22 protein-coding genes are annotated in these 22,686 nt (G+C 63.0%); 12 read left to right on the forward strand and 10 right to left on the reverse strand.

The features are described 5' to 3' along the window. The first annotated feature begins 78 nt into the window (after positions 1–78). The gene (locus tag PSH66_RS29665) at positions 79–447 is read left to right on the forward strand and encodes a glutamine synthetase (RefSeq protein ID WP_305428120.1); all 369 of its coding nucleotides are present in this window, start codon (positions 79–81) and stop codon (positions 445–447) included. Here the strand turns inward: PSH66_RS29665 and PSH66_RS29670 are convergent. Then, positions 444–1,646 carry an N-acetylmuramoyl-L-alanine amidase gene (locus tag PSH66_RS29670; protein ID WP_003177021.1) on the reverse strand — a complete coding sequence of 401 codons (1,203 nt, stop codon included), beginning with the start codon at positions 1,644–1,646 and terminating at the stop codon, positions 444–446. The genes PSH66_RS29665 and PSH66_RS29670 overlap by 4 nt on opposite strands. Before the next feature lie 129 nt (positions 1,647–1,775). On the opposite strand from PSH66_RS29670, the gene folE2 reads away from it, so the two are divergent. From folE2 to PSH66_RS29700, 6 genes are read left to right on the forward strand one after another with little or no spacing between them, the layout of a single operon-like run. Next, positions 1,776–2,666 (forward strand): GTP cyclohydrolase FolE2, encoded by an 891-nt coding sequence (gene folE2 / locus PSH66_RS29675; RefSeq protein ID WP_003177022.1) that lies wholly within the window; start codon positions 1,776–1,778, stop codon positions 2,664–2,666. After that, entirely contained in the window at positions 2,663–3,331 is a 669-nt protein-coding gene (locus PSH66_RS29680; protein ID WP_305428121.1) for a metal ABC transporter ATP-binding protein, read from the forward strand. The genes folE2 and PSH66_RS29680 overlap by 4 nt, the downstream gene beginning before the upstream one ends. After that, the gene (locus tag PSH66_RS29685; protein ID WP_003177024.1) at positions 3,331–4,197 is read left to right on the forward strand and encodes a metal ABC transporter permease; all 867 of its coding nucleotides are present in this window, start codon (positions 3,331–3,333) and stop codon (positions 4,195–4,197) included. The genes PSH66_RS29680 and PSH66_RS29685 overlap by 1 nt, the downstream gene beginning before the upstream one ends. 11 nt (positions 4,198–4,208) lie before the next feature. After that, positions 4,209–5,087 (forward strand): metal ABC transporter substrate-binding protein, encoded by an 879-nt coding sequence (locus PSH66_RS29690; RefSeq protein WP_305428122.1) that lies wholly within the window; start codon positions 4,209–4,211, stop codon positions 5,085–5,087. Next, a complete protein-coding gene (locus tag PSH66_RS29695) occupies positions 5,084–5,644 on the forward strand; it encodes a DapH/DapD/GlmU-related protein (RefSeq protein ID WP_003177026.1) in 561 nt (186 codons plus the stop codon). The genes PSH66_RS29690 and PSH66_RS29695 overlap by 4 nt, the downstream gene beginning before the upstream one ends. A 3-nt stretch (positions 5,645–5,647) precedes the next feature. Then, positions 5,648–6,985 carry a dihydroorotase gene (locus PSH66_RS29700; RefSeq protein ID WP_305428123.1) on the forward strand — a complete coding sequence of 446 codons (1,338 nt, stop codon included), beginning with the start codon at positions 5,648–5,650 and terminating at the stop codon, positions 6,983–6,985. On the opposite strand, the gene PSH66_RS29705 is transcribed toward PSH66_RS29700, so the two are convergent. After that, the gene (locus PSH66_RS29705; RefSeq protein WP_078826642.1) at positions 6,982–7,503 is read right to left on the reverse strand and encodes a DUF3617 domain-containing protein; all 522 of its coding nucleotides are present in this window, start codon (positions 7,501–7,503) and stop codon (positions 6,982–6,984) included. The two genes, PSH66_RS29700 and PSH66_RS29705, sit on opposite strands and share 4 nt — an antisense overlap. A 131-nt stretch (positions 7,504–7,634) precedes the next feature. On the opposite strand from PSH66_RS29705, the gene cls reads away from it, so the two are divergent. Continuing rightward, positions 7,635–9,074, forward strand: coding sequence for a cardiolipin synthase (gene cls / locus PSH66_RS29710; RefSeq protein WP_305428124.1), 1,440 nt, complete (start codon positions 7,635–7,637; stop codon positions 9,072–9,074). Between the two features lie 69 nt (positions 9,075–9,143). Here the strand turns inward: cls and cfaB are convergent, their stop codons facing one another. The 8 genes from cfaB to hflK (PSH66_RS29750) form a co-directional block, all read right to left on the reverse strand. Beyond that, positions 9,144–10,328, reverse strand: coding sequence for a C17 cyclopropane fatty acid synthase CfaB (cfaB, locus tag PSH66_RS29715; protein ID WP_078826644.1), 1,185 nt, complete (start codon positions 10,326–10,328; stop codon positions 9,144–9,146). An 87-nt stretch (positions 10,329–10,415) separates the two neighbouring features. Next, positions 10,416–11,204 (reverse strand): DNA-binding domain-containing protein, encoded by a 789-nt coding sequence (locus tag PSH66_RS29720; protein ID WP_305428126.1) that lies wholly within the window; start codon positions 11,202–11,204, stop codon positions 10,416–10,418. Continuing rightward, positions 11,195–12,040 carry a DUF692 domain-containing protein gene (locus tag PSH66_RS29725; RefSeq protein WP_003177032.1) on the reverse strand — a complete coding sequence of 282 codons (846 nt, stop codon included), beginning with the start codon at positions 12,038–12,040 and terminating at the stop codon, positions 11,195–11,197. Before PSH66_RS29725 ends, PSH66_RS29720 begins: the two co-directional genes overlap by 10 nt. A 66-nt stretch (positions 12,041–12,106) precedes the next feature. Beyond that, the gene (locus PSH66_RS29730; protein WP_003177033.1) at positions 12,107–12,358 is read right to left on the reverse strand and encodes a hypothetical protein; all 252 of its coding nucleotides are present in this window, start codon (positions 12,356–12,358) and stop codon (positions 12,107–12,109) included. 117 nt (positions 12,359–12,475) lie between these two features. Then, complete coding sequence (locus PSH66_RS29735; protein WP_141062818.1) at positions 12,476–14,362, reverse strand: cation-translocating P-type ATPase; 1,887 nt, start codon at positions 14,360–14,362, stop codon at positions 12,476–12,478. Beyond that, entirely contained in the window at positions 14,359–15,393 is a 1,035-nt protein-coding gene (hflK, locus tag PSH66_RS29740) for a protease modulator HflK (protein ID WP_141062817.1), read from the reverse strand. Before hflK (PSH66_RS29740) ends, PSH66_RS29735 begins: the two co-directional genes overlap by 4 nt. Continuing rightward, positions 15,390–16,397, reverse strand: coding sequence for a protease modulator HflC (gene hflC, locus PSH66_RS29745; protein WP_305429672.1), 1,008 nt, complete (start codon positions 16,395–16,397; stop codon positions 15,390–15,392). Before hflC ends, hflK (PSH66_RS29740) begins: the two co-directional genes overlap by 4 nt. Positions 16,398–16,406: 9 nt before the next feature. Continuing rightward, on the reverse strand, positions 16,407–18,332 hold the full coding sequence (hflK, locus tag PSH66_RS29750; protein WP_003177037.1) for a protease modulator HflK: 1,926 nt from the start codon (positions 18,330–18,332) through the stop codon (positions 16,407–16,409). A gap of 224 nt (positions 18,333–18,556) precedes the next feature. On the opposite strand from hflK (PSH66_RS29750), the gene PSH66_RS29755 reads away from it, so the two are divergent. Genes PSH66_RS29755 through PSH66_RS29770 form a run of 4 tightly spaced genes read left to right on the forward strand, consistent with a single transcriptional unit; the run spans position 18,557 to position 22,679 of the window. Further along, positions 18,557–19,180, forward strand: a complete 624-nt coding sequence (locus PSH66_RS29755) for a CDP-alcohol phosphatidyltransferase family protein (RefSeq protein WP_003177038.1) — start codon at positions 18,557–18,559, stop codon at positions 19,178–19,180. A gap of 10 nt (positions 19,181–19,190) precedes the next feature. After that, the gene (locus tag PSH66_RS29760) at positions 19,191–20,945 is read left to right on the forward strand and encodes a bifunctional alpha/beta hydrolase/class I SAM-dependent methyltransferase (protein WP_078826652.1); all 1,755 of its coding nucleotides are present in this window, start codon (positions 19,191–19,193) and stop codon (positions 20,943–20,945) included. Positions 20,946–20,947: 2 nt separating this feature from the next. Next, positions 20,948–22,246 carry a phosphatase PAP2/dual specificity phosphatase family protein gene (locus tag PSH66_RS29765; RefSeq protein WP_141062815.1) on the forward strand — a complete coding sequence of 433 codons (1,299 nt, stop codon included), beginning with the start codon at positions 20,948–20,950 and terminating at the stop codon, positions 22,244–22,246. Further along, positions 22,236–22,679: a hypothetical protein gene (locus PSH66_RS29770; RefSeq protein WP_003177041.1), complete on the forward strand. Its 444-nt coding sequence runs from the start codon at positions 22,236–22,238 to the stop codon at positions 22,677–22,679. Before PSH66_RS29765 ends, PSH66_RS29770 begins: the two co-directional genes overlap by 11 nt. Positions 22,680–22,686 lie beyond the last annotated feature (7 nt).

Here is a 22,686-nt window from a genome sequence, read left to right on the forward strand (position 1 = left end):
AACACAAATAAGCCAATCCCCTTGTTCCTTACGACGAAGGGCGCAATGCTTGAACCCTTCCCCGCCCCGAGGAACCTTATGAAATACCTGATGTGCGCCCTCTTAATCACAGCGGCGGGACCTGTCTGCGCCCAAGCACCAAGCCTGATGGCCAACTGCACGCGCAGCGCCAATCTGTTGGCCTGTAAGGATCCGCTGGGCAATGCCTACAGCGTGGCGACCGCAGGCAACACCACGTACTTGCGCGGTTTCGAGGTCGTCGGCAAACGCTACTGGGCACAAACCAATAGCCGCTATGGGCAGCTGACGTTCTTTACCGGGTTGGCTTCGGACGGTGAGGCGTGGGTCGGCTATACGCGGCGCGTGGGCTGGACCACCATCAACCGGTTTTCCAGCTCAGGCGGTGCCAGCGCCAAGTTCACCTGCAGCCGTATCACCGGCTGTTAAGCCTGGACGCCCTTCTGCTCCTGGACCCAGGCCATGTAGCTGTTCATCGGCGGGTTCTTCTGGAAGTAGTTTTTCAACCCTTCGAACAGGCCATCCGCCACCGCTTGTTGATGGCGTGCCGTTACCAGGCGCTGGGCATCGCGGGCATTGGAGATAAAGCCGGTCTCCACCAGGATCGACGGTACATCCGGTGACTTGAGCACGGCGAACCCGGCCTGCTCCACACGCTTTTGATGCAGGCTGGTGATGCCTTGCAGGCTACCCAGCACCGAGCTGCCCAGTTGCAGGCTGGAGGCGATGGTGGCGTTCATCGACATATCCAGAATCACCCCGGCCAGCATCGGGTCCTTATCTTTGAGGTTGAGCAGCGTGGTAGCGCCGAGCAGGTCAGCGCCGTTTTCGCGCTGGGCCATAAAGCGTGCCGTGGCCGACGTGGCGCCGCCCTCGGACAACGCATACACCGAGGCGCCCGAGGCCGTAAGCCGTGGCGCCGCGTCGGCATGCACCGAGATGAACATATCGGCCTTGTGCTGGCGGGCGATGTCCACACGCTTGCGCAGCGGCACGAAGAAGTCGTCGTTGCGCACCAGCTTCACGTCAAACCCCTTCTCGCGCTTCAAGCGTTTGGCCAGCAACTGGGCGATCGACAACACCACGTCTTTTTCGCGCTGGCCCTTGGAGCCGATCGCGCCCGGGTCTTTGCCGCCGTGGCCGGGGTCGACCACCACGATGATGTCGCGCTTGGGATGGGCCTTGTCCACCAATGGACTGGGCTCATGCGCAATCTGACGAGGCGCCTGGGTAGCGCTGGTGAGATCGAGCACCAGGCGATGCCCCTGCCCGTCCTGGGGCGGCAGTACAAAACTGTTGAGCTGCATCGGCGCGGCCAGGTCGAGCACGATACGCGTGTCGTTCGAACCAAAATGCCCCGAGCGAATCGAGGTGATGCCGCTGTTCTTCAACTCCAGCTGAGAAAAGTCACCGCTGAGCCCCGCGCCGCTCAGATCAATGATCAGGCGTTCCGGCGCAGTCAGGGAAAAGGTCTTGTATTGCACCGGGCCACTCAGATCGAAGACCAGCCGCAGCTTGTCGTCCGAGCGCCATAGGCGCGCGTTGCGAATCTGCGTGGCATTCGCCGCGAACGGCAAGGTGAAGAGCGGGCTGACCAGGAGCAGGTTAAGGAGCTGACGTCTGTGCATGACAAATACCGCAAATAAAAGGAGCGTCCGTACTCGACATGACTGAAAAAAGACCGGTGCAGAAAATTCATCGTCGGCTCTATTGTTATACTATAACATGTCTAATTATTTCCAACGATGGACCTGCTTATGAATGCGCTGACTCTGCCGGATATCGCCGCGCAGGCTTCACGCCAAGCCTTGCCACTCGATTGGGTGGGCATGTGCGGTATCGCCCTACCGATCCTGGTCGACGGTCAGCGTCTGACCGCCACCGCCGATGCCGGCGTCAGCCTGGACGATGGCACCGCCCGTGGCATTCATATGTCACGTCTGTACCTGGCGCTGGCGATGTTCGACGAGCAACCTCTCACGCCCGCACTTCTGCGCAATGTACTGCAGCGTTTTCTTGAGAGTCATGAAGATTTATCTAAGAACGCCTACCTGCGTCTTCATACGAATTTACTGCTCAAGCGCCCAGCGCTGGTCAGCCCTTTGGCCGGTTGGAAGCGCTATCCGATCAGCATCGAAGCGCGTCTGGAAAACCAGATGTTCCACGTGGAACAAAAAATTGACGTGACTTATTCATCCACTTGCCCCTGCTCCGCCGCCCTTGCCAGGCAGTTGATTCAGCAGCAATTTCTCGACGATTTCGCCAACACGCCGTTGCACCATGAAGATGTACTGACCTGGCTCGGCAGCGCCAACGGTATCGTCGCCACGCCCCACAGCCAGCGCAGCAGCGCGCAACTGCATGTGCACCTGCAAGGCGATCATCTGGCACTGACTGAACTGATCGACGCCGCCGAAGCTGCACTCGGCACCGCCGTGCAAACCGCTGTAAAGCGCGCGGACGAACAAGCTTTCGCCCTGGCCAATGGGCAGAACCTGATGTTCTGCGAAGACGCCGCCCGCCGCCTGAACCTCGCCTTGAAGCGCTCGGATGCCGTCAAAGCCTTCCACCTGAAAGTGATCCACGCCGAAAGCCTGCACGCGCACGATGCCGTGGCTGAAAGCCGCTGGACGAGAAACCCTGCATGATCACCTGCACCGCTTTGCGCTGGGGCGCCCCCGGCCAACCGCTTACGCCCGCTGTGGACTTCACTCTGGAAAGAGGCAGCCTCACCGGGGTCATAGGCCCCAACGGCTGCGGCAAAAGCAGCCTGCTCAAAGTCATCGCCGGACTGCAAAAACCGCTGGCGGGGAAAGTCAGCGTGGAGGTTCCACGCCGCGGTGGCCTGGCGTTCTTGCCGCAGCAGCAGCACCTCGACCGTCAATTCCCCATCAATCTGCAAGAACTGGTGGCCGCTGGTTTCTGGGGCACCCAACTCGCCCCACAGCAACGCAACCAACGCCTGCACGCAGTACTGGAAGACTGGTGCCTCAGCGGTCTGGAGCAAAGGCCCTTGATGGCCTTGTCCGGCGGGCAACTGCAACGCGCCCTGCTCGCCCGCATGAGCCTGGCCGATTCGCCGGTGTTGCTGCTCGACGAGCCCCACGCCGCCCTCGATGAAGACGGCCAGGCGCTGTGCTGGAGACATATCCATGCCTGGCACGCCGAAGGCCGCACAGTGGTCGTGGTTTGCCACGATTTGGCTTCAGTCCGCCAGCATACCCAGCAGGTCGTGCAGATCAAAAGCAGCGGCTGCCTCGTCGGCCCCAGCAAAGAGCTGATCCGCCCACAGCCCCAGATGCAGGTGGCCTGATGCACTTCGCTGCCCACCTGTGGATGCCCTTTGCCGATTTCGTATTCATGCGCCGCGCCCTGCTCGGCGGGCTGGTGCTGGCGTGCAGCACCGCACCGCTGGGCGTATTCCTGATCCTGCGCCGCATGAGCCTGATCGGCGACGCGGTGGCCCACGGTATCCTGCCCGGCGCGGCCCTGGGCTTCTGGTTCGCCGGCCTCAGCCTGCCCGCGCTGACCATCGGCGGCCTCGGCGCCGGCCTGGGCATGGCCGGTTTGTCGGCCTGGATCACCCGCCGCACCGGTCTGCGTGAAGACGCCAGCCTCGCCGCCATCTATCCCATCTCCCTCGCCGCCGGCGTGCTGATCCTCGGCATCGCCGGCAAACGCCTGGACCTCCTGCACCTGCTGTTCGGCTCGGCCCTGGCGGTGGACGAAACCACCCTCACCGGCATGCTCTGGGTCTCCGGGTTCAGCCTGATCGCCATGGGGCTGATCTACAAACCGTTGCTGCTGGACACCCTCGACCCGCTGTTCCTGCAAACCGTCAGCCGCCTGGGCCCGCTGGCCCACGGGCTGTTTCTGACCCTGGTGGTGCTGAACCTGGTGATCGGTTTCCAGGCCATCGGCGCCTTGATGGTGGTGGGTTTGATGATGTTGCCGGCCATCGCTTCACGTTTCTGGAGCCGGCGCCTGCCGGTACTGATCGCGGTATCGGCGGTGCTGGGATGCCTGTCGGTGTGGCTTGGTCTGTTGCTGTCGTTTTACTACTCGTTGCCCAGCGGCCCGGCGATTGTGCTGGTGGCGGGTGCCGGGTATTTGCTGTCCGTGGTCTTCGGTCCGGTGCACGGTTTGCTGCGCCGCCCGCCTTTGCTGTCATCCCAATGAGGTGTTTCCCGATGCGCGCTCTACTCGTGCTGTTCAGTCTGCTGCTGCCGCTGTCGATGGCCCAGGCCGCCGACAAACTCCAAGTGGTCACCAGCTTCAGTATTCTCGATGACATCACCCATCAGATTGGTGGCGATCACATCCAGATCAGCAACATGGTCGGCCCCGACGCCGACGCCCATACCTACGAGCCGACGCCGGACGACGCCAAGGCGCTGCTCAAGGCCAAGCTGATCATCAAGAACGGCCTGGGCTTTGAACCCTGGCTGGACCGCCTGGTGACCAGCACCGAAACCAAGGCCACGGTGGTCACCGCCAGTAAAGGCGTGGTCTCCCACACCATGGACGAAGACGGTGAAACCATTCCCGATCCGCACGCCTGGCATAACCTGGCCAACGCCGAAATTTATGTGAACAACATCACCAACGCACTGATCGCCGCCGACCCGCCCAACACCGCCGACTACCAGCGCAACAGCCAAACCTACCTGAAAGAAATCTACCGCCTGCTGGCCGAAGCCAAGACCAAGTTCGGCGCGCTGCCGCCGGGTAATCGCCGCATCGTCACCTCCCATGATGCCTTCGGCTACCTGGGCCAGGCCTATGGCATTCAGTTCCTGGCGCCGCAGGGCTTGTCCACCGAGCGTGAACCGTCGGCCGCCGAAGTGGCGGCGCTGATCACCCAGATCCGCAAGGACAAGGTCAAGGCGGTTTTCATGGAGAACATCAAGGATTCACGCCTGCTCAAACAGATCGCCGATGAAAGCGGCGCGCAGATCGGCGGCACGCTGTACTCCGATGCCCTCGCCGCAGAAGGCCCGGCCAGCACCTTTACCGGTCTGTTCGAATACAACCTCAACACCCTGTGCGCTGCGTTGGGCAAGCCATGATCCGCAAGAACCCTTCCGGCGATCTGCCGGTGATTGCCGAATCGGCCTACGTCGACAAGACCGCCATCATCTGCGGCAAAGTGATCATCGGCGAGAACGTGTTCGTCGGCCCTTACGCCGTGATCCGCGCCGATGAAGTCGACGCCAGTGGCGCCATGGACCCGATCACCATCGGGGCCAACTCCAATATCCAGGACGGGGTGGTCATCCACTCCAAGTCCGGCGCGGCAGTGACCATCGGCGAATTCACCTCGATCGCCCACCGCTCTATTGTCCATGGGCCGTGCAGCGTCGGTGACCGCGTATTTATCGGCTTCAACAGCGTGCTGTTCAACTGCGTCGTGGGTGACGGTTGCGTGGTACGCCACAACTCGGTGGTCGATGGCCGGGATTTGCCGGATGCGTTCTATGTGCCGTCCACCACCCGTATCGGGCCCAACACTGACCTGTCGCAGTTCCCGCCGGTGAGCGTCAGCGCCTCGGAGTTTTCCGAAGACGTGGCGCGCACCAACGTTGACCTGGTGCGCGGTTACAAAGCCTTGCAAAACGAGTTCTGAACCATGAGCCGCCTGCTGATCCGCAACGCTCGCCTGGTGAATGAAGGCCGGATATTCGACGCCGACGTACTGGTCGCCAACGGCCGCATCGAGAAAATCGCCGGCAGCATCGAGGGTTATAACGCCCCCCTTACCATTGATGCCGCCGGCCAATGGCTGCTGCCCGGGATGATCGATGACCAGGTGCATTTTCGTGACCCTGGCGCGCCGGACAAGGGCAGCGTTTACAGTGAATCCCGGGCGGCCGTGGCCGGTGGCATCACCAGCTTCATGGACATGCCCAACACCCAACCGGCGACGCTGGACCTGCAAGCCCTGGCCGACAAAAAGCGCCGTGCGGCGCTGCATTCGGTGGCCAACTACGGCTTTCACTTCGGTGTAAGCAATGACAACCTCGACACGGTTGCCGCCCTCGATCCGCGTGAGGTAGCCGGGGTCAAGGTGTTCATGGGTGCTTCCACCGGCAACATGCTGGTGGACGATCCGCGAATCCTTGAGCGGCTGTTCGCAGAAGTGCCGACCCTTTTGCTGGCCCACTGCGAACACACACCCAGTATCCAGGCCAACGAGCGGCGCCTGCGCGAACGTTTCGGCAATCACATTCCCGCCGTCGCGCACCCGCTGATCCGCGATGCCGAGGCGTGCTATCGCTCCTCGTCCCACGCGGTGGAATTGGCGACGCGTCACGGCACCCGCCTGCATGTGTTGCACCTGACCAGCGCCCGCGAGCTGGCGCTGTTTGAAGACAAGCCCCTGGCGCAAAAACGCATCACCGCCGAAGTCTGCCTGCACCACCTGCTGTTCGATGACCGCGACTATGCACGGCTGGGCCACCAGATCAAATGCAACCCGGCGATCAAGACACGTGCCGACCGCGACGCGCTGCGCCTGGCTTTATTGAGTGATCGTCTGGATGTGATTGGCACAGACCATGCGCCACATACCTGGGCGCAAAAGCAGTTGGAGTATCGCGAAGCACCGTCGGGACTGCCACTGGTGCAACATGCGCTGCCGGCGTTATTGGAGTTGGTGGCGGACAGCGTTCTACCGCTGACCACACTGGTCGCTAAAACCAGTCACCGGGTTGCCGACCTGTTCGGCATCCCCGACCGTGGCTACCTGCGCGAAGGCTACTGGGCCGACCTCGTGCTGATCAAACCCGAACCAGAAGGCAAGCCGGTCCGCGAAGAACCGATCCTGGCCCGCTGCGGCTGGACCCCGTTCGCCGAACGCCGTTTTCGCCACAGCGTCAGCACTACCTTGGTGTCCGGCCACCTGGCGTGGCACAGCGGCCAGGTGGTCAACAGTTGTCAGGGCTTACCGTTGCTTTTTGAACGTTAGGCGCGAGGCTTGACCGTCCCGCAATTGTTGCCAAGCCACTGGGCGTGGGTATCCAGGCTGCCCTTTTGCTGAATACCGGTGGCATTGAAGGTGCCGTTGACGGTGGTGGTGAATTCCTTCTGGCTTTGGAAAGTGGCGACGCCGGTGCCCTGGGCTTTCGGGCAACTGAAGCGAAATTTCCACTGGTTGCCGGTCTTGTCGGTCACTTCTTGCTTGCAGCCCGATTGCGGGTCGGTCAGGGGGATCGAGTCGGAGGCAACCTGGGCGGGGGTGAGGCACACCTGCACGCCTTTGCCGGCCATGGTGATGCCCTGTTTCTCCAGCATGGCGCGCTGTTCGGGGGTCATCTGTTGCTTGAGCTGACCGAGGATCAGGGACAAGTCCGGCAGGTCCTGGTTATCGACCTTCATATTGCTGGTGGTCAATTCCCACAAGCCCGGCGCCAGCATCTGCGCCTGTGCTGCCACCGGCAGCGACAAACCAACAACCATGGCTAAACCAAGCAGACGAGCATTCATCGGGTAACTCCTGGGTAATTGTGGGCGTTAGACGCTGCAAACGTGCCAGTGTTGCATGGCAAATAAAATAGCGACATTCAAGGCCGAACATGGTCTGTTAGGGCACTGGATTGTCTGGAGTAACGTCGTCCATGGATTTCTTTGGCCCGCACCTGCTCGCCTACGTCATCGCCACGCTGCACTTTCTCGGGACCCTTGCCGCGATCCATGCGGTGCTGACCGTCAGGACCGCCCAAGGCTCGATCGCCTGGGCCTTGTCACTGATGTTCATGCCCTACCTCACGCTGATCCCCTACCTGATTTTCGGCCGCAGTACGTTCGACGCGTATATCCAGGCGCGCCGCCAGGCCAACCAGGAAATGCACACCGCCATCACCGCGCTGAACTGGCGCCCCTGGGTCGAGGAAGCCCTGGCCGCACGCAACTCCAGCGCCTACGCCTCGCTGCGCGCCATGCCCAAACTGGGGCGCATGCCGTGCCTGGCGAACAATGAAGTGCGCCTGCTGGTGAATGGCGACGCCACTTTCAGCGCGATCTTCGACGCGATTCGCGCTGCAAAAACGGCGGTGCTGTTCCAGTTTTTCATCATTCATGACGACGAGCTCGGCCGCCAGTTGCACGTCCTGCTCAAGGCAAAAGCCGCCGAAGGTGTCGCGATTCACGTGCTGTACGACCGCATCGGCAGCCATGCCCTGCCCCATCGGTATGTGCAATCGCTGCGCGACGCGGGCGTCAAGGTCAAGGCCTTCGCCACCCGCAGCGGCTGGCTCAACCGCTTCCAAGTCAACTTCCGCAACCACCGCAAGATCGTAGTCGTGGATGGCATCACCGGGTTTGTCGGCGGGCATAACGTGGGCGATGAATACCTGGGCAAAAAACCGCCGCTGGCGCCGTGGCGCGATACGCATGTGCAAGTCACCGGGCCGGTGGTGGCGTGCCTGCAAGAGTCGTTTGCCGAAGACTGGTTCTGGGCCGCACGGGAACTGCCGCCGATGATATTGCCCGACGCCTACCCCGAAGACGGGGTGCTCTGCCAATTACTCGCCAGCGGCCCGGCGGACCCGTATGAAACCTGCTCGCTGTTTTTTGTCGAGGCCATCCACGCCGCGACCGAGCGCGTCTGGATCACCAGCCCGTATTTCGTCCCCGATGAGGCGGTGTTTGCCGCCCTGCGCCTGGCGGTGCTGCGCGGCGTCGATGTGCGCCTGCTGCTGCCGTCGCGGCCCGACCACCGCATCGTGTATGCGGCCTCCAGCCTTTATGCGATCGAAGCCGTGCGCGCCGGGGTGCGGGTGTTCCGCTACACGCCAGGGTTTCTACATCAGAAAGTCGTGCTGGTCGACAGCGAAATCAGCGCCATCGGCAGCGCGAATATGGACAACCGTTCGTTCCGGCTTAACTTCGAGGTGATGCTGCTGACCGTCGACGAAGCCTTCGCCAAGGAGGTCGAGCACATGCTGCTGGGTGACTTCGCCCAGGCCCATGAAGTCAGCCAGGAAGAAAGCCGCGAGACGCGGCGGTTGCAGCAACTGGGCATGCGGGTGGCGCGCTTGATCTCACCGATTCTCTAACAAACAATGCGGTAAAAAATGTGGGAGGGGCTTGCTCCCTCCCACATTTAAATCTCCAGCGGTCTTCAGTTACCGGTAGATATCTTCCCGTGTCCACGGCAGTTCATGGCTGCCATCGGCATGCGGTTTCACCGCCAGGATCTGATGCAAGTTGATCCAACCCCGCGCAAACGCATAGGCGCAGCCGGCCAAATACAGGCGCCAGATACGCAGCGCCTGCTCCGGCACCATCTTCGCCGCCGCTTCCAGGTTGTCTTCCAGGCGTTCGCTCCAATGGTCCAGGGTGCGTGCGTAATGCAGGCGCAGGCTTTCGACGTCGACCACTTCCAGCCCCACTTCGCTGATTTCGGCGGTCATCATCGCCAGGTGCGGCAGTTCGCCATTGGGAAACACATAGCGCTCGATAAACTCGCCAGCGCCACGCCCCACCGGGCGGCCATCGGTATGCTTGGCGGTAATGCCATGGTTCATCACCAGGCCGCCTTCGCGCACCGCGCCAAATAACGTCTGGCAGTACTGCGCCAGGTTGGCGTGGCCGACGTGCTCGAACATGCCCACGCTCACCACTTTGTCGAAGCGGCCGTCCTGGGGCAGGTCGCGGTAGTCGAGCAGTTGCAGCTCGACCTGGTCTTCCAGGCCTTCGGCTTTCACCCGCTCCCGGGCCAGTGCCAACTGTTCTTTGCTCAGGGTAATGCCAAATACTTTTACCCCGAATTCCCGTGCCGCGTAACGCGCCAGCCCACCCCAACCACAGCCGACGTCGAGCAAATAATCCCCCGGCTGCAAGCGCAACTTGCGGCACAGGTGGCGAAATTTGTCTTGTTGCGCCTGGTCGATGGATTCGCTGCCGGTTTCGAAATAACCGCAGGAGTACGCCATGTCCTGGTCCAGCCACAGCTGGTAGAACTCGTTGGACAGGTCGTAGTGATAGGAAATCGCCGCTGCGTCAGTGGCCTTGTCGTGGATCGAGCGAACCGGACGACTGTCTTCGTCGTCCTCGACCAGGGCGTGACTCAACTCGTCACACACCCGGATCACCTCGCTGATGGAGCCTTCCAGCTCCAGTTTGCCCTCGACGAAGGCCTCGCCCAGTGTGTCGAGCGTCGGATGGGTCAGTTGCGTGACGACCGTGGGGTCCTTCACCACAATGGTGACACTGGGCTCGGGGCCCAAGTTGAATTCATGGCCATCCCAGAGTCGAAGACGCAGCGGCAGCTGAAGATTCTGTAAGGCCGGTGGAAGTTGCGCGAGCATGAGTAGTCCCCCCTTGTTTCAGACGTCTGCTGAGAGGGTAGACCATCCCCAGAAAAAGTAGGAGGCTATCGATTTAATAGCCTTCTTCTATGGAGCTCGGCGTTGGAGTAACCCCTCCTGGAGCCATTGTTTGAGCCACGTAACAGCCTGCAACGGCGCCCCCTCAGAATAAGTGACTGCCAGTTGCTCGCACAGTTCTGCGAAGGTCCAACCGGTCGTCACCATGCCTGCCAGGGCGCACGATTCGGCGGGCTCCAGGCTACGGTAATTGCATACGTTCTGATGGCGCCAGACCAAGCAGATCTGCACGCAATCCAAGGCATGGCTGTCGGGAAAATCCGACTCATCCTTACTCGCTCGCCAGATCGCCAGTGTGTTGAAACGGCATAGCAGCGTCTGCACCGAAGGCGTCAGCTCGACCTGCAAACCCGGCCAGGCTTGCGGCGGCAGCACCGCCATATCCTCCAGGTTCAGCGGCGCGCCCTGTGGCGCATCGAACGCCAGCGTAAAGGCCCACTCCAACCGCGCCAGCTCCGCCAACGGCGCGCTTTGCTCGGCCACAAAATGTTCGAGGATGAACGTCGGCAACCGCTCACCCAGCCAGCGCAGGCTGTAATGGGTCGACGGATAGCGACGCACATAAGCCTCGGCCAGCGCGGCAAACTCGTCATCTCCCAGCCAATAGAAAATGGCGCTGAAGTCATGGCGCAGTACCTCCTGCAACCGCGCCCTGTAGGCGTTGTGGTAGATCGCCAGGCCCGTGTCCACATCCAGCGTCGGCCCACCGAGCAAAGTGGCGGCGAAGCCACTGTCGGCCTCAGGCGTTTGCACTAATAAATGCTGCTCAAAGGCCAACTGCCAATCGATCAGGCGCATAACGCCCTCCTGGCCAAGGCGCCGGCGCCCAGTGCGCGGGCCTTGCTCAATTCGCTGAGCAGCTCTTCGAAGGGCGGGAAATGGTCGTCGCGTTCCAGCAGCGTCGAGACCGGCCCCAGATGCTCCAGCGTTTGTTGATACAGGGCCCACACCGGATCGCACACCGGATGGTCATGGGTATCGACCACGTAGTCGCCATAGTCCATGTGCCCCGCCAGGTGCAATTGGCGAATGCTGTGGGGCGGCAAATTGCGAATGAACGTCCAGGCGTCGAACCCATGATTGCGCGAGCTGACATACACGTTGTTCACGTCCAGCAACAACTGGCACCCGGACAGGTGAGACAGCGCGTTGAGAAATTCCCACTCGGTGAATTCATTCGTCTTGGCGCGCACATAACTGGAGACGTTTTCCAGCACCAGCGGGCGCTGCAACACATCCTGCACCTGGCGAACGCGGCCAGCCACGTGGTAGAGGCTTTCTTCGGTGTACGGCAGCGGCAGCAGGTCATGCAACTGGTGCGCGCTGCCACGGCTCCAGCACAGGTGGTCGGAAACCCACGCCGGCTGGATACGCTCGGCGAGCTGTTTGATTTGCTTCAGATAACTCATATCGAGGGCGTGAGGCCCGCCGATGGACAGGGACACCCCGTGCATCACCAGCGGGTAGCGCTCGGCAATGGCGTCCAGGAAGTACAGGGCCTTACCGCCCTGCACCAGATAATTCTCGGAGATCACTTCGAACCAATCCACAGGCGGCGATTGTTCAAGGATCTGCTGGTAGTACTCATTGCGTAAGCCCAGGCCGTAACCCAGACTTGGAAGGCAAGCGGACATGACTCGCTCCTGAGAAACGTGTCCGCAGCGGTGGGGGGCTCCGCTGCGGTTGCACGCGTTGGCCGGTTATTCGCCGACTTTGCCGCCCGCCTTGGCGCACTCAGCCTTGGTCATGGCCTTGAAGCCGTGGCCCTTGCAGACGGCCTGGCCTTTGCAGGCGTTTTCAGCGGTCTTGCAATCGTTCATGCCTTTGCACGACGTCACGCCGTAGCAATGCACTTGCGCGTCTGCTGCTTGTACTTGGGTGGCAACACCGGCAAACATCGTAGCGGCGGCCATCGCGAGAGCAGCACCAGCAGCAGCGGATTTAATCTTCATTGTTGTATTCCTCATGATCGGTAGGGGTGTCGGTCTGAACGGATTGTTCAGTCTCGACACACCACTAGAGTGAGGCCCCCATCCGGCGTTACAGCCCTGTGCAAATATTTCTGGAATTTATTCGTCGAGCTTCAACAGAGGCTCTTGGAAGCGCAGCAAACGCCCGGCATTCCCCAGCACCAACAACGTACTAAGGTTGTGCAGCACCGCCGCAATCATCGCACCGGCCGCGCCCAACCAGCCGAATGCGGCAAACACCACGATCGCCAACGTCCACCCCAAACCGATGATCACATTGACCTGCAACGTATGCCGGCACTGGCGGCTCAAGCGCACGCAGGTGCCCAGTCGGCGCAGGTCGCTGCCAATCAACACCACATCCGCCGACGCCAGGGCGATATCCGCACCGCCCGCGCCCATCGCCACCCCCACCACTCCGGCCTTGAGCGCCAGGGAATCGTTGATGCCGTCGCCCACCACCATTGGCCGGAAACCGCTGGCGATTTCCCCCAGCACGCGGTTGAGCTTGTCCTCGGGCAACGCCTGGGCTTCGACATCACTGATGCCGACGTCCAGCGCCAGGCTGTCGGCCACGCTTTGACGGTCGCCCGTCAGCAGCAATTGGCGGCCAAGGCCCAGGTCGCGCAGCTCCTGCAGGGCCTGGCGCGCTTCCGGCTTGACGCTGTCGGCCAGCAACAGCCAGGCAAGGAATTGCCCGTTCAACGCCAGCCCGGCAATCGGGCCGTCATGGGTTGGGACCGTGGTGGTGACGATGCCCAACTGTTCGAACAACTCCGGCCGCCCCAGCGCCGCTTCGCCCCGCTCGGTCTGCGCCACCACGCCGAGGCCCTGGCGTTCGCGAATGTCGGTCAATGCCAGCAGGGATTCCTGAGCCGCCAGCCCGGCCAACGCACGGCTGACCGGGTGGCTGCTGGCCGAACCCAGGCTGGCCGCCAGGTTGAGCAGCGCCTGGCGATCGGTGAACGAGGTTTCGATGGACTGCAAACGCAGGGTGCCAAAGGTCAGGGTGCCGGTCTTGTCGACCACCAGCGAGGTCAAATCAGCCAGTTCTTCAAGGAACGCCGAGCTGCGAATCAGGATCCCGTGGCGCGCCGCCACGGCAATCCCGGCAATCGCCGTGGCCGGTGCCGACAACACCAACGCACACGGGCACGCCGCCACCAGCACGGCGAGCATCGCCTGGGCGTCGTTAGTCACAAACCAGGTCACCGCCGCCAGCAGCAATACCAACACCATATAGCTGCCCGCATAACGTTCCAGCAGCCGAGTGATCGGCGGCTTGGAACGTTCGGCGTTCTGCATCAGCGCAATGACTTTGCCCAGGGTCGACTCATTGCCGGTGCGCGTCACTTGCAAACGCAGCAGCCCGTCGAGGTTGATCGCACCGCCAAACACCTGCACACCCACGCTGGCTTCCAACGGCACCGACTCGCCGGTGATCGGCGCCGTGTCCAGGCTCGCCTGGCCGGACAGCACCACGCCATCGGCCGGCACGCGGTCACCGGCGCGCACTTCGACGATATCGCCGGTGTTCAGCGTGCCGTTGTCCACTTCGACGATGCTGCCGTCGGCCTGCACCAAGCGTGCGTGGCTGCGGGTCAGTTTGCCCAGGGCATGGATCGCCTCCTGGGAGCCGATCACGCTGCGCTCTTCCAGCACATGGCCGAAGATCATGATGATCGGCAGCAACGCAGCGGTCAGCAGATCGCCCGTGGCCCAGGCACCGAGCATGGCCAGGGCGATCAGTTGGTCGGTGATGCCATGCAGGCTGGGGAACCGCAGGCTGAACCAGGCCGAGCGCATCACCGGCACGGCCACCAGCAAGGACGCCACGCCCAGCAGCAGCTGGCTGACACCCGTCTGGTCCGGCGCCAGCCAGCGCCACGCCAGGCCCAGTACGAGCAGGCCCAGCGCCAACATTGCCAGGGTCAATTGCCGGGCGGCGCTGCGCTGCTCGGCGGAGGTCAGCATGGGTGCGCTCATTGTTCGGCTCCCTGGATGATCAAGCGGGAGTCGTCTTTAGGGTCGACCGTGGTCACAGAACCGGCCTGCCCGAGAATCTTCGGCAGGCGCTCGCGGTACAGCCGCAACAGCAAGCCAGGGTCTTTGACCTGGGCAAGGCTGGCAACGGTGGCGGTTTGCGCCTGGGCATTGGCCAGGCGCTCGCTGGCCTGGGCATGGGCAACCTGCACCAGGCGGTCGGCGGCCTGAGTCGCGGTCTGGGTGAGTTTTTCCGCGTCGGTACGCGCGTTGGCCACCGCTTTGTCAGCCTGCTGGCTGGCGGTGAGCACCGCATTGAACGCATTCACCGCCGGGCTCGGCAGACTCGATTGCACGTCCACGCGGGTGACTTCGATGCCCAGGCCCAAGCCGCTGGCGGTGAGTTGCGCCAGGCGTTTATTGATGCCTTGCACCAGGTCACCACGCAGACGCTCACGGCGCTCGGCGGCGCCGTTGTCAGTGCCGATCAACTCGGGGCGCGCCACCAGGATCGTGTCCAGGTCGCGCGCCGCCGTCAGGGCCACGGCGCTGCGCGTCACCAAGCGGTCCAGGGCCGGCAATACGTGGTCGCCCTGCAAGACAAAGGCATACGGCTGCGTGACCTTGTAGAACACCCGTACATCCAGTTGCACCACCCCGGCATCGCCGGTCAGCAGGTAACCGGAGCCGGCCAGGGCATCGCTCAACGGCGTCGCAAAACTGGCCACGCGGTCGGCCTGGATGGCGGCATCGGAACGCAGCAGGTTCTCCACCCGCCGCTCGATCACACGATCGGCCGCCGGCAACAGCACCACCTGCTCGAACGGTTGCGGCCAGGCCAACAAAAGCCCGGCGTTCTGGATACGGTCCAGGGCGCCAAAGTGCAGCACCACGGCACGGTTCTGCGGGTCGATCTGGCGCACATTGGAAAACGCCCAGGCCAACGCCGCCAATACCGTCACCGCGTAGAGCGCCATGAATGTCAGGCGTCCGGCCTGGATCCACGGGCTGTCCGGGCTGTCACGCTCGGTCATGGCTGAACGTCCTTGGGCCCATCCACCAGCGCGCGAAATGGCGCGGCGTCGGTGCGCAGGATAATTCTGGTGCCCGGCGTGACCACCGTGCCCAAGGTATCCAACGAACGCAGCAGGTTATACAACTGCGGATTGCCGGCGTAGGCCCGCCCGTAGATCTGCGCCGCCTCGACCCGCGATTGCGCTTCGATATCGGCGGCTTTCACCGTGGCGTCGGCCTGCACGATGCGCGCATCGCGCTCGGCGGCGGAGCGGATCTGCGCCGCTTCGCGCTTGCCCACGGCGGTGCGTTCGGTGGCGATGGTCTCGCGCTCGGCCCGCATGCGGTCGACGGTGGCGGTGAGCGTCACCGACGGCAACGTCAGGCGTTCGATGCCGACCTGCGCCACGCGCACGCCATAGGTGGTGAGCAGTTGTTGATCGATCTGCTGGCGCAACTGCGCCTCGAAATCGGCAATGCGCACCTCGCTGGCGTCGGTATTGATCAGGCTGGACAGGTCGAAGCTGGCCGCCGTGGTTTCCAGCGCCGAGCCGACAAACGTGCGAATCTGCCGCGCCGCTTCATCCGGCTGGTTCTGCACAGCCCGCATAAAGCGCTGAACATTGTCGGCATCGCCTTGTACCTGCCACGCCACGTAGGCCTGCACGATGATGCGCAGGCCATCGCGGGTGCCCACGTCCTGCAAACCGCTGGAGGTGGTGCGCAGGCGCAGGTCCACCGGGATCGCCGCTTCGAACGGCGCCGGCCAGCGCCAACCCAGGCCCGGCTCCAGCAGCACCCGTGAGGGGTTGCCGAACCGTGTGATTACCGTGGCTTCGCCGGAACGCACCTGCACCAGGCTGGCCGCCGCAACCGCAAACAGCACCAGCAATACCGCCCAGGCCATGCGCCGCCACGGAAAGGGGCCGGCAGCCTGTTCGTCGCCATGATGATGATGGCCGTGATGATGATGATGGCCGTGATGATGGTGATGACCGTGATCGTGAGAATGAGCGCTCAACAGACAGACTCCTTATTGAACGGCTTTACGCGGCACCGAGGGGTCGGCCGGCAAGGTAAAAGAACGCAGATCGATCGTCGGTGCGCCGTTGGCGCCCAGGCGGTGATCCAGAATCAGCAGCTTGGCGTGGGCCAGGCCTTGGCTCAGTTGGCCAAGGTATTGCTCCAGCACGAAGGCCTGGCCCGCGCTGGCGTAGGCTTTTTGTTCGGCGGCAAAGCGCAGGTTCGCCGCCTGGGCGCCGGCATTCACTTCGCGCGCGGTGGCCACGGCCTGGTCGCGGGCGGTGCTGGCTTGCAGCAACGCCTGGTTGGTTTGCTCACTGGCGGCGCCGCGTTCGCGGGCGATCAGCGCCTGGGCGCCGATTTGCGCGGCTTGCACGCCGTGGTAGGCATTGGCGGCACCGGCGGGTGGGTGGATGGCCTCCACCACAGTGGCGAGGATTTCCACGCCGCTGTCGAGTTTTTGCAGGTCGGCCTGCACGGCGCGGCCGATCTCGTCGGCCAGGAGGGTGCGCTGCTCACCGAGCAATTCGTCGAGGGTGCGCGAGGCGAAATCGTGGACCAGGATGCGGCTGGCGGTACTGCGAATCAGGCTCGGCACATTCGCGCTGTGATAGGTCGCGGCCAGCGCGGCCTGGTCGGTCAGGCCGATGCGGTAGACGAAACGCACGTCCATATTGACGATCTGGAAGCCCTGCTTGTCGCCGCTGCTGCTGGCGATCACCTGGGATTTGTCATTCACATGGCTGGCGTCCCACAAGCGGTTGGCGATGGCGGGCGGAGGGCCTTCGGCGGCGGCCAGCTCAGGCGCGGCGGCTTCGCTGACGCTGGTGGCCAGCTCATGCACCACGCCGTTTTCCACCGGGATGACGCGACCCAGCGGCCATGGCAAGCCGGCATGCAGGCCGGGGCCGAACACCTGCACCGGTTTGCCGAAGCGCTCATAAATCCCACGGCCTTGCAGAGGCACTTCATGCACGCCGGTCAGCGCCCATCCCACGGCCAGCACCACCAGCAGTACCGGCAGAAAGGCGCGGCGCATGTAGGTAAAGGCCCAGATCTGACGCAGGTCGATGCCGAAGCGGTTATGCAATTCGTGCTGCAACGCCAGCAGCGGCTGAGGCGGCCAGCGCAGCAACCCGGCGATAAAACTCTGCGCCATCAGGCGCGGTTCGAGGCGCGGTTGGCGCGGGCTGAACAGCGACAACGCGGCCCTGAGCAGAAACTCCACCGCCACCAGCGCGGGTAGCAGGCCGATCAGCACGGCCAGGCGCAACGGCCACACCGATTCGGCACCGGCAAACAACAGGCAAACCGCACTGACCAGCAGGCAAATGATCGCCACACGGCTTAACTGTGCCAGTTGCGAAGCTTCCGGCCATTGCGCGGCGGTTTCCTGGGCCAGGCGCCGTTCAAACACCAGCAAACCAAATGCGAGTGCCAACGCCAGCGCCGCGCCGATGCTGGCGGACTGGCCGACCACCGCGGCCGGCAGCGCCAGGTTCCAGAATTCGATAATGCTGACCAGCGCCAGCAGCGACCAACCCGCGAGCCACAACACCGGCGTGCCGATCTGCGCCAGCAAGCCGCTGCCCAGGCGCCCGACGAGGCGCGCATAAGCGCTGGTGTCTTCAGCCGGCTGGGGGATCAACTCAACGGTCGGCTCTTCCAAGGCCTGGGCGCGCCAGTCCGCCACCCACCAGGCCGATTGCAACCCGGCCACCAACACCAGCAAGGCCGACGCACAGTTGATCAGCATCACCGGCCAGATCGACAACGGTGCGAACAGCGCGACAAACAGCGCCAACACCCAACCACCGACGGCCAGCACCGTGAGGCTGATACCGGCCTGGCGCAACCGACGAGCATGGAACAGCCCCTGCTGAAAACGCGGCAGGCCTTCCACCGAAGCGCCGTCCGCTTCTAGATCCACTTGCATCGACTCAACGCCCGCTCATACACAGTTCGTTACGATATAACACGCGGCGTGAAATTTTTGTTTGTGAATACGTCACAAGCGCCCTCCCACATTTGTCCCCGTGCGCGTTCGAAATCGTGATTAACCCCCCATAAACACGAGCCATCACTGGTGCATGCTGCGTTTAATCGGCACACTCCCAACCAGCTTTTCGCGGGCCCACGGACAAGGAAGCGTCACCCCCCATGATTTCGATCTATCAGCTCAAACCGCGTTTTCAAAATCTGCTGCGGCCTCTCGTGCAGCGCCTCTACGACAACGGCACCACCGCCAACCAGATCACCGTGCTGGCCGGGGTGGTTTCGCTGCTGGTGGGCCTGCTCATCGCCAGCTTCGCCCAGCATTTATGGCTGTTTGCGCTGATCCCGCTGTGGATGATCCTGCGCATGGCCCTCAACGCCATCGACGGCATGCTCGCCCGGGAATTCGGCCAGCAGTCGCGCCTGGGCGCCTACCTCAATGAACTGTGCGACGTGATCGCCGACAGTGCACTGATCCTGCCGTTTGCGTTGATCCCCGGCGTAAGCCTGGCGCCGGTACTGCTGGTGGCACTGCTCGCGGTATTCAGCGAATACGCCGGCGTGCTCGGCCCCATGGTCGGCGCTTCGCGACGCTACGACGGGCCGATGGGCAAGAGTGACCGCGCGTTTGTACTCGGCGTGCTGGCCACCGGCGTAGCGCTGGGCTGGCTCGGTGCCGGTTGGGTCGACACGGTGATGTGGCTGGTCGCCGCCCTGCTCGCCTACACCCTGGTCAACCGGGTGCGTCAGGGCCTCAAAGAAGAACACTCCATTTCCCCTTCTGCATAAGGATTTTGCGATGCGCGAACAGCAACAGCACACCTTCAGTACCCATGATGGCGTCGAGCTTTTCTATCGACACTGGCCGGCCACCGCCTCAACGGATGGCGAGCCCCGCCAAGCCATCGTGCTGTTCCATCGCGGCCACGAGCACTCGGGGCGCATCGCCCACCTGGTCGATGAACTGAACCTGCCGCAATTCGATTTCTTCGCCTGGGACGCCCGCGGCCATGGCCAGTCCCCCGGCGAGCGCGGTGACAGCCCCAGCTTCGCCACCAGCGCCCGGGACGTGCAAACCTTCTGCGACCATATCGGCGCCACGTATGGCATCGAGGAAGAAAACTTCGCGGTGATCGCGCAAAGCGTTGGCGCAGTGATCGCGGCCACCTGGGTGCACGATTACGCCCCCCGGATCCGTGCGCTGGTGCTCGCCTCCCCGGCGTTCAAGGTCAAGCTGTACGTGCCCTTCGCCCGCCCGGGCCTGGCGCTGATGCGCAAGTTTCGCGGCAACTTTTTCGTCAATAGCTACGTCAAGGCCAAGTTCCTCAGCCATGACCCGGAGCGCGTGGCGTCCTACGACAGCGACCCGCTGATCACCAAGGCGATTTCGGTAAATGTGCTGCTGGGCCTGTACGAAGCGGCCGACCGGGTGGTGGCCGATGCCCAGGCGATCCAGGTACCGACCCAATTGCTCGTCTCCGGCTCAGACTTCGTGGTGCACCGCAAACCCCAGCAGCAATTTTTCGACCGCCTCGGCAGCCTGAAAAAAGAGCTGCACATCCTTCCCGGGTTCTTCCACGACACCCTCGGCGAACGCGACCGCGCCGTGGCCGTGAGCAGCGCCCGGCGCTTTATCCTGCAGAATTTCGCACACCCGCTGGACCGCGCCTCGCTGCTGGACGCCGACAAACTGGGCGCCACCTGTGCCGAGTCCGAATCCCTCGCAGCACCCTTGCCGCGCAATTCCCTTCGCGACCTGTACTGGCGCATGACCCGCGCCAGCATGGGCCTGGGCAAGAACCTGTCGGACGGCGTGAAACTGGGCTTCGACACCGGTTTCGACTCCGGCAGTACCCTCGACTACGTGTACCGCAACACGCCCACCGGTAAAGGTGGGCTGGGGCGGATGATCGACACCAACTACCTCAACTCCATCGGCTGGCGCGGCATCCGCCAGCGCAAGCTGAACGTCGAAGAACTGCTGCGTCTGGCCATGGCCAAGCTGCGCGCGGATGATCGTGAAGTGCGTATCGTCGACATCGCCGCCGGCCACGGGCGTTACATCCTGGAAGCCTTGCAGGGCGTGTCGCCGCTGCCGGAGTCGATCCTGTTGCGGGACTACAGCGATATCAACGTGCGCGACGGCGGCGCGTTGATTCGTGAGAAAGGCCTGGGGGACATCGCACAGTTCGTCAAAGGCGATGCATTCGACCGCCTGGACTTGGCGGCACTGGAGCCCAAGCCGACGTTGGCCGTGGTGTCCGGGCTGTATGAGCTGTTTGCCGACAACGGCATGGTCGGCGGTTCGCTGGCCGGCCTGGCCGAAGCGGTCGAACCGGGGGGCTACCTGGTGTACACCGGCCAACCGTGGCATCCGCAGCTGGAACTGATCGCCCGCGCCCTCACCAGCCACCGCCAGGGCCAGGCCTGGGTGATGCGCCGACGCAGCCAGGCGGAAATGGATCAGTTGGTCGAAGCTGCGGGCTTTCGCAAAATCACCCAACGCGTGGATGAGTGGGGCATCTTCACCGTGTCCCTGGCGCAGAAGATCTGAGCATGCGCGAACCCGGTTTATTAAAGCCCGCGGTCTTATGGCTGCTGCTGTTGGCGCCGCTGTTCTTCAGCACCTATGGCTTTGCCACCTGGGTCACCAGCCAGCGCAGCGACGTGGGCACGCTGGTGTTCGGCTGGGAAACCCATATGCCGTTCTGGGCGTGGACCATCGTGCCCTACTGGTCCATTGACCTGCTCTACGGTTTCTCCCTGCTGCTGCCCAACACCCGCCACGAACTCAAGCAACATGCCCTGCGCCTGCTGAGCGCGCAGGTGATTGCGGTGAGCTGCTTCCTGATCTGGCCGCTGCGTTTCACTTTCGAACGGCCGGAACTGGATGGCGTGTTTGGCTGGCTGTTCGCCGTGTTGGCGGGCTTCGATAAGCCGTTCAACCAGGCACCGTCGCTGCATATCGCGTTGCTGGTGATCTTATGGGTCATGTTCCAACGCCACACCCAAGGCTTCTGGCGATGGCTGGTACATGGCTGGTTCGCGCTGATCGGTATTTCGGTACTGACCACTTACCAACATCACTTTGTCGACTTACCCACAGGTGCCCTCGCCGGGTGGCTATGTGTGTGGTTATGGCCGGTGGAACACCCAAGCCCGCTGCTGAACGCGCGGTTAACCCGGGATTCTAAGCGCTGGAGGCTGGGGGCGCGCTACGGGTTGGGCGCGCTGGCGCTGATCATCGTGGCGTTCAGCCTGGGCGGCGGGTGGCTGTGGCTACTGTGGCCGGCGGTCTCACTGGGCTTGGTCAAGGCGAACTATTTCGTACTGGGCGCGGCGGGCTTCCAGAAACGCGCCGATGGCCGGCTGACGCCCGCTGCGCGCTGGCTGTATGCGCCTTACCTGGCGGCCGCATGGGTCAATTCGCGGTGGTGGACACGCCAGCATCCACAGCCGGACCTGATTGTGGATAACGTTTGGCTTGGGCGGATTCCTACCTCTACAGAGCAGGATTCGTTCAGTGCCATCGTCGATCTCTGTGCCGAATTGCCGATTAATCCACAAGCGCGAGCGTATCAATGTATCCCCGTGCTGGATTTGATCGCGCCGACTTCAGCCGAATGCCGGCACGCGGCTGAGGCCATCGAACGCTTGCGCGCAAGCGGCCCGTTGCTGGTGTGTTGCGCGCTTGGCTACTCGCGCAGCGCCACCGCCGTGGCCGCCTGGCTGTTGCACAGCGGGCGCGCTGCGACGGTGGAGGATGCGCTGACTATCATTCGTTCAGCGCGGACCGACGTTGTCCTGCACCCCGCTCACCGTGAAGCATTGGAGGGTCTGCCCCATGCCTGCTGATATGGAACTCCAAGTGGTTGCCAGCCTGTTGCGCCGTGGTCGCGCGCTGGATCAGTTATCCACAGGCCTGACCGTGGCCGGCGTAATATTCGGCCTGGCGCAATTGCTGATGCCGAGCATCACGCCGATCTGCCTGCTGCTCAGCCTGTGGATGATTATCCTCGGGCTGCTGCAAAAGTACTGGGCGCTACGCGTGGCCTTCGATGCCGACCTGTTTGCCCTGCTGGCACGCGATATCGAGCGCACCGCAGACCTCGACCAGGCCCTGCAGACCCTCGGCCTGCAATCGCCCAAACGTGCCGGCCGGCCCTGGGCTGAACGGCGTCGCGGTGCGCTCAAACTGCTGCGCAAACAAGCCTGGCTGCTCGGTGCGCAAGCGCTGCTGACCCTGGGTGTGATCCTCGCCAGCCCTTGGCTGCCTTTTGCCGGATAAGGAATCC

Source organism: Pseudomonas sp. FP597 (assembly GCF_030687435.1).
Classification (GTDB): domain Bacteria; phylum Pseudomonadota; class Gammaproteobacteria; order Pseudomonadales; family Pseudomonadaceae; genus Aquipseudomonas; species Aquipseudomonas lactucae.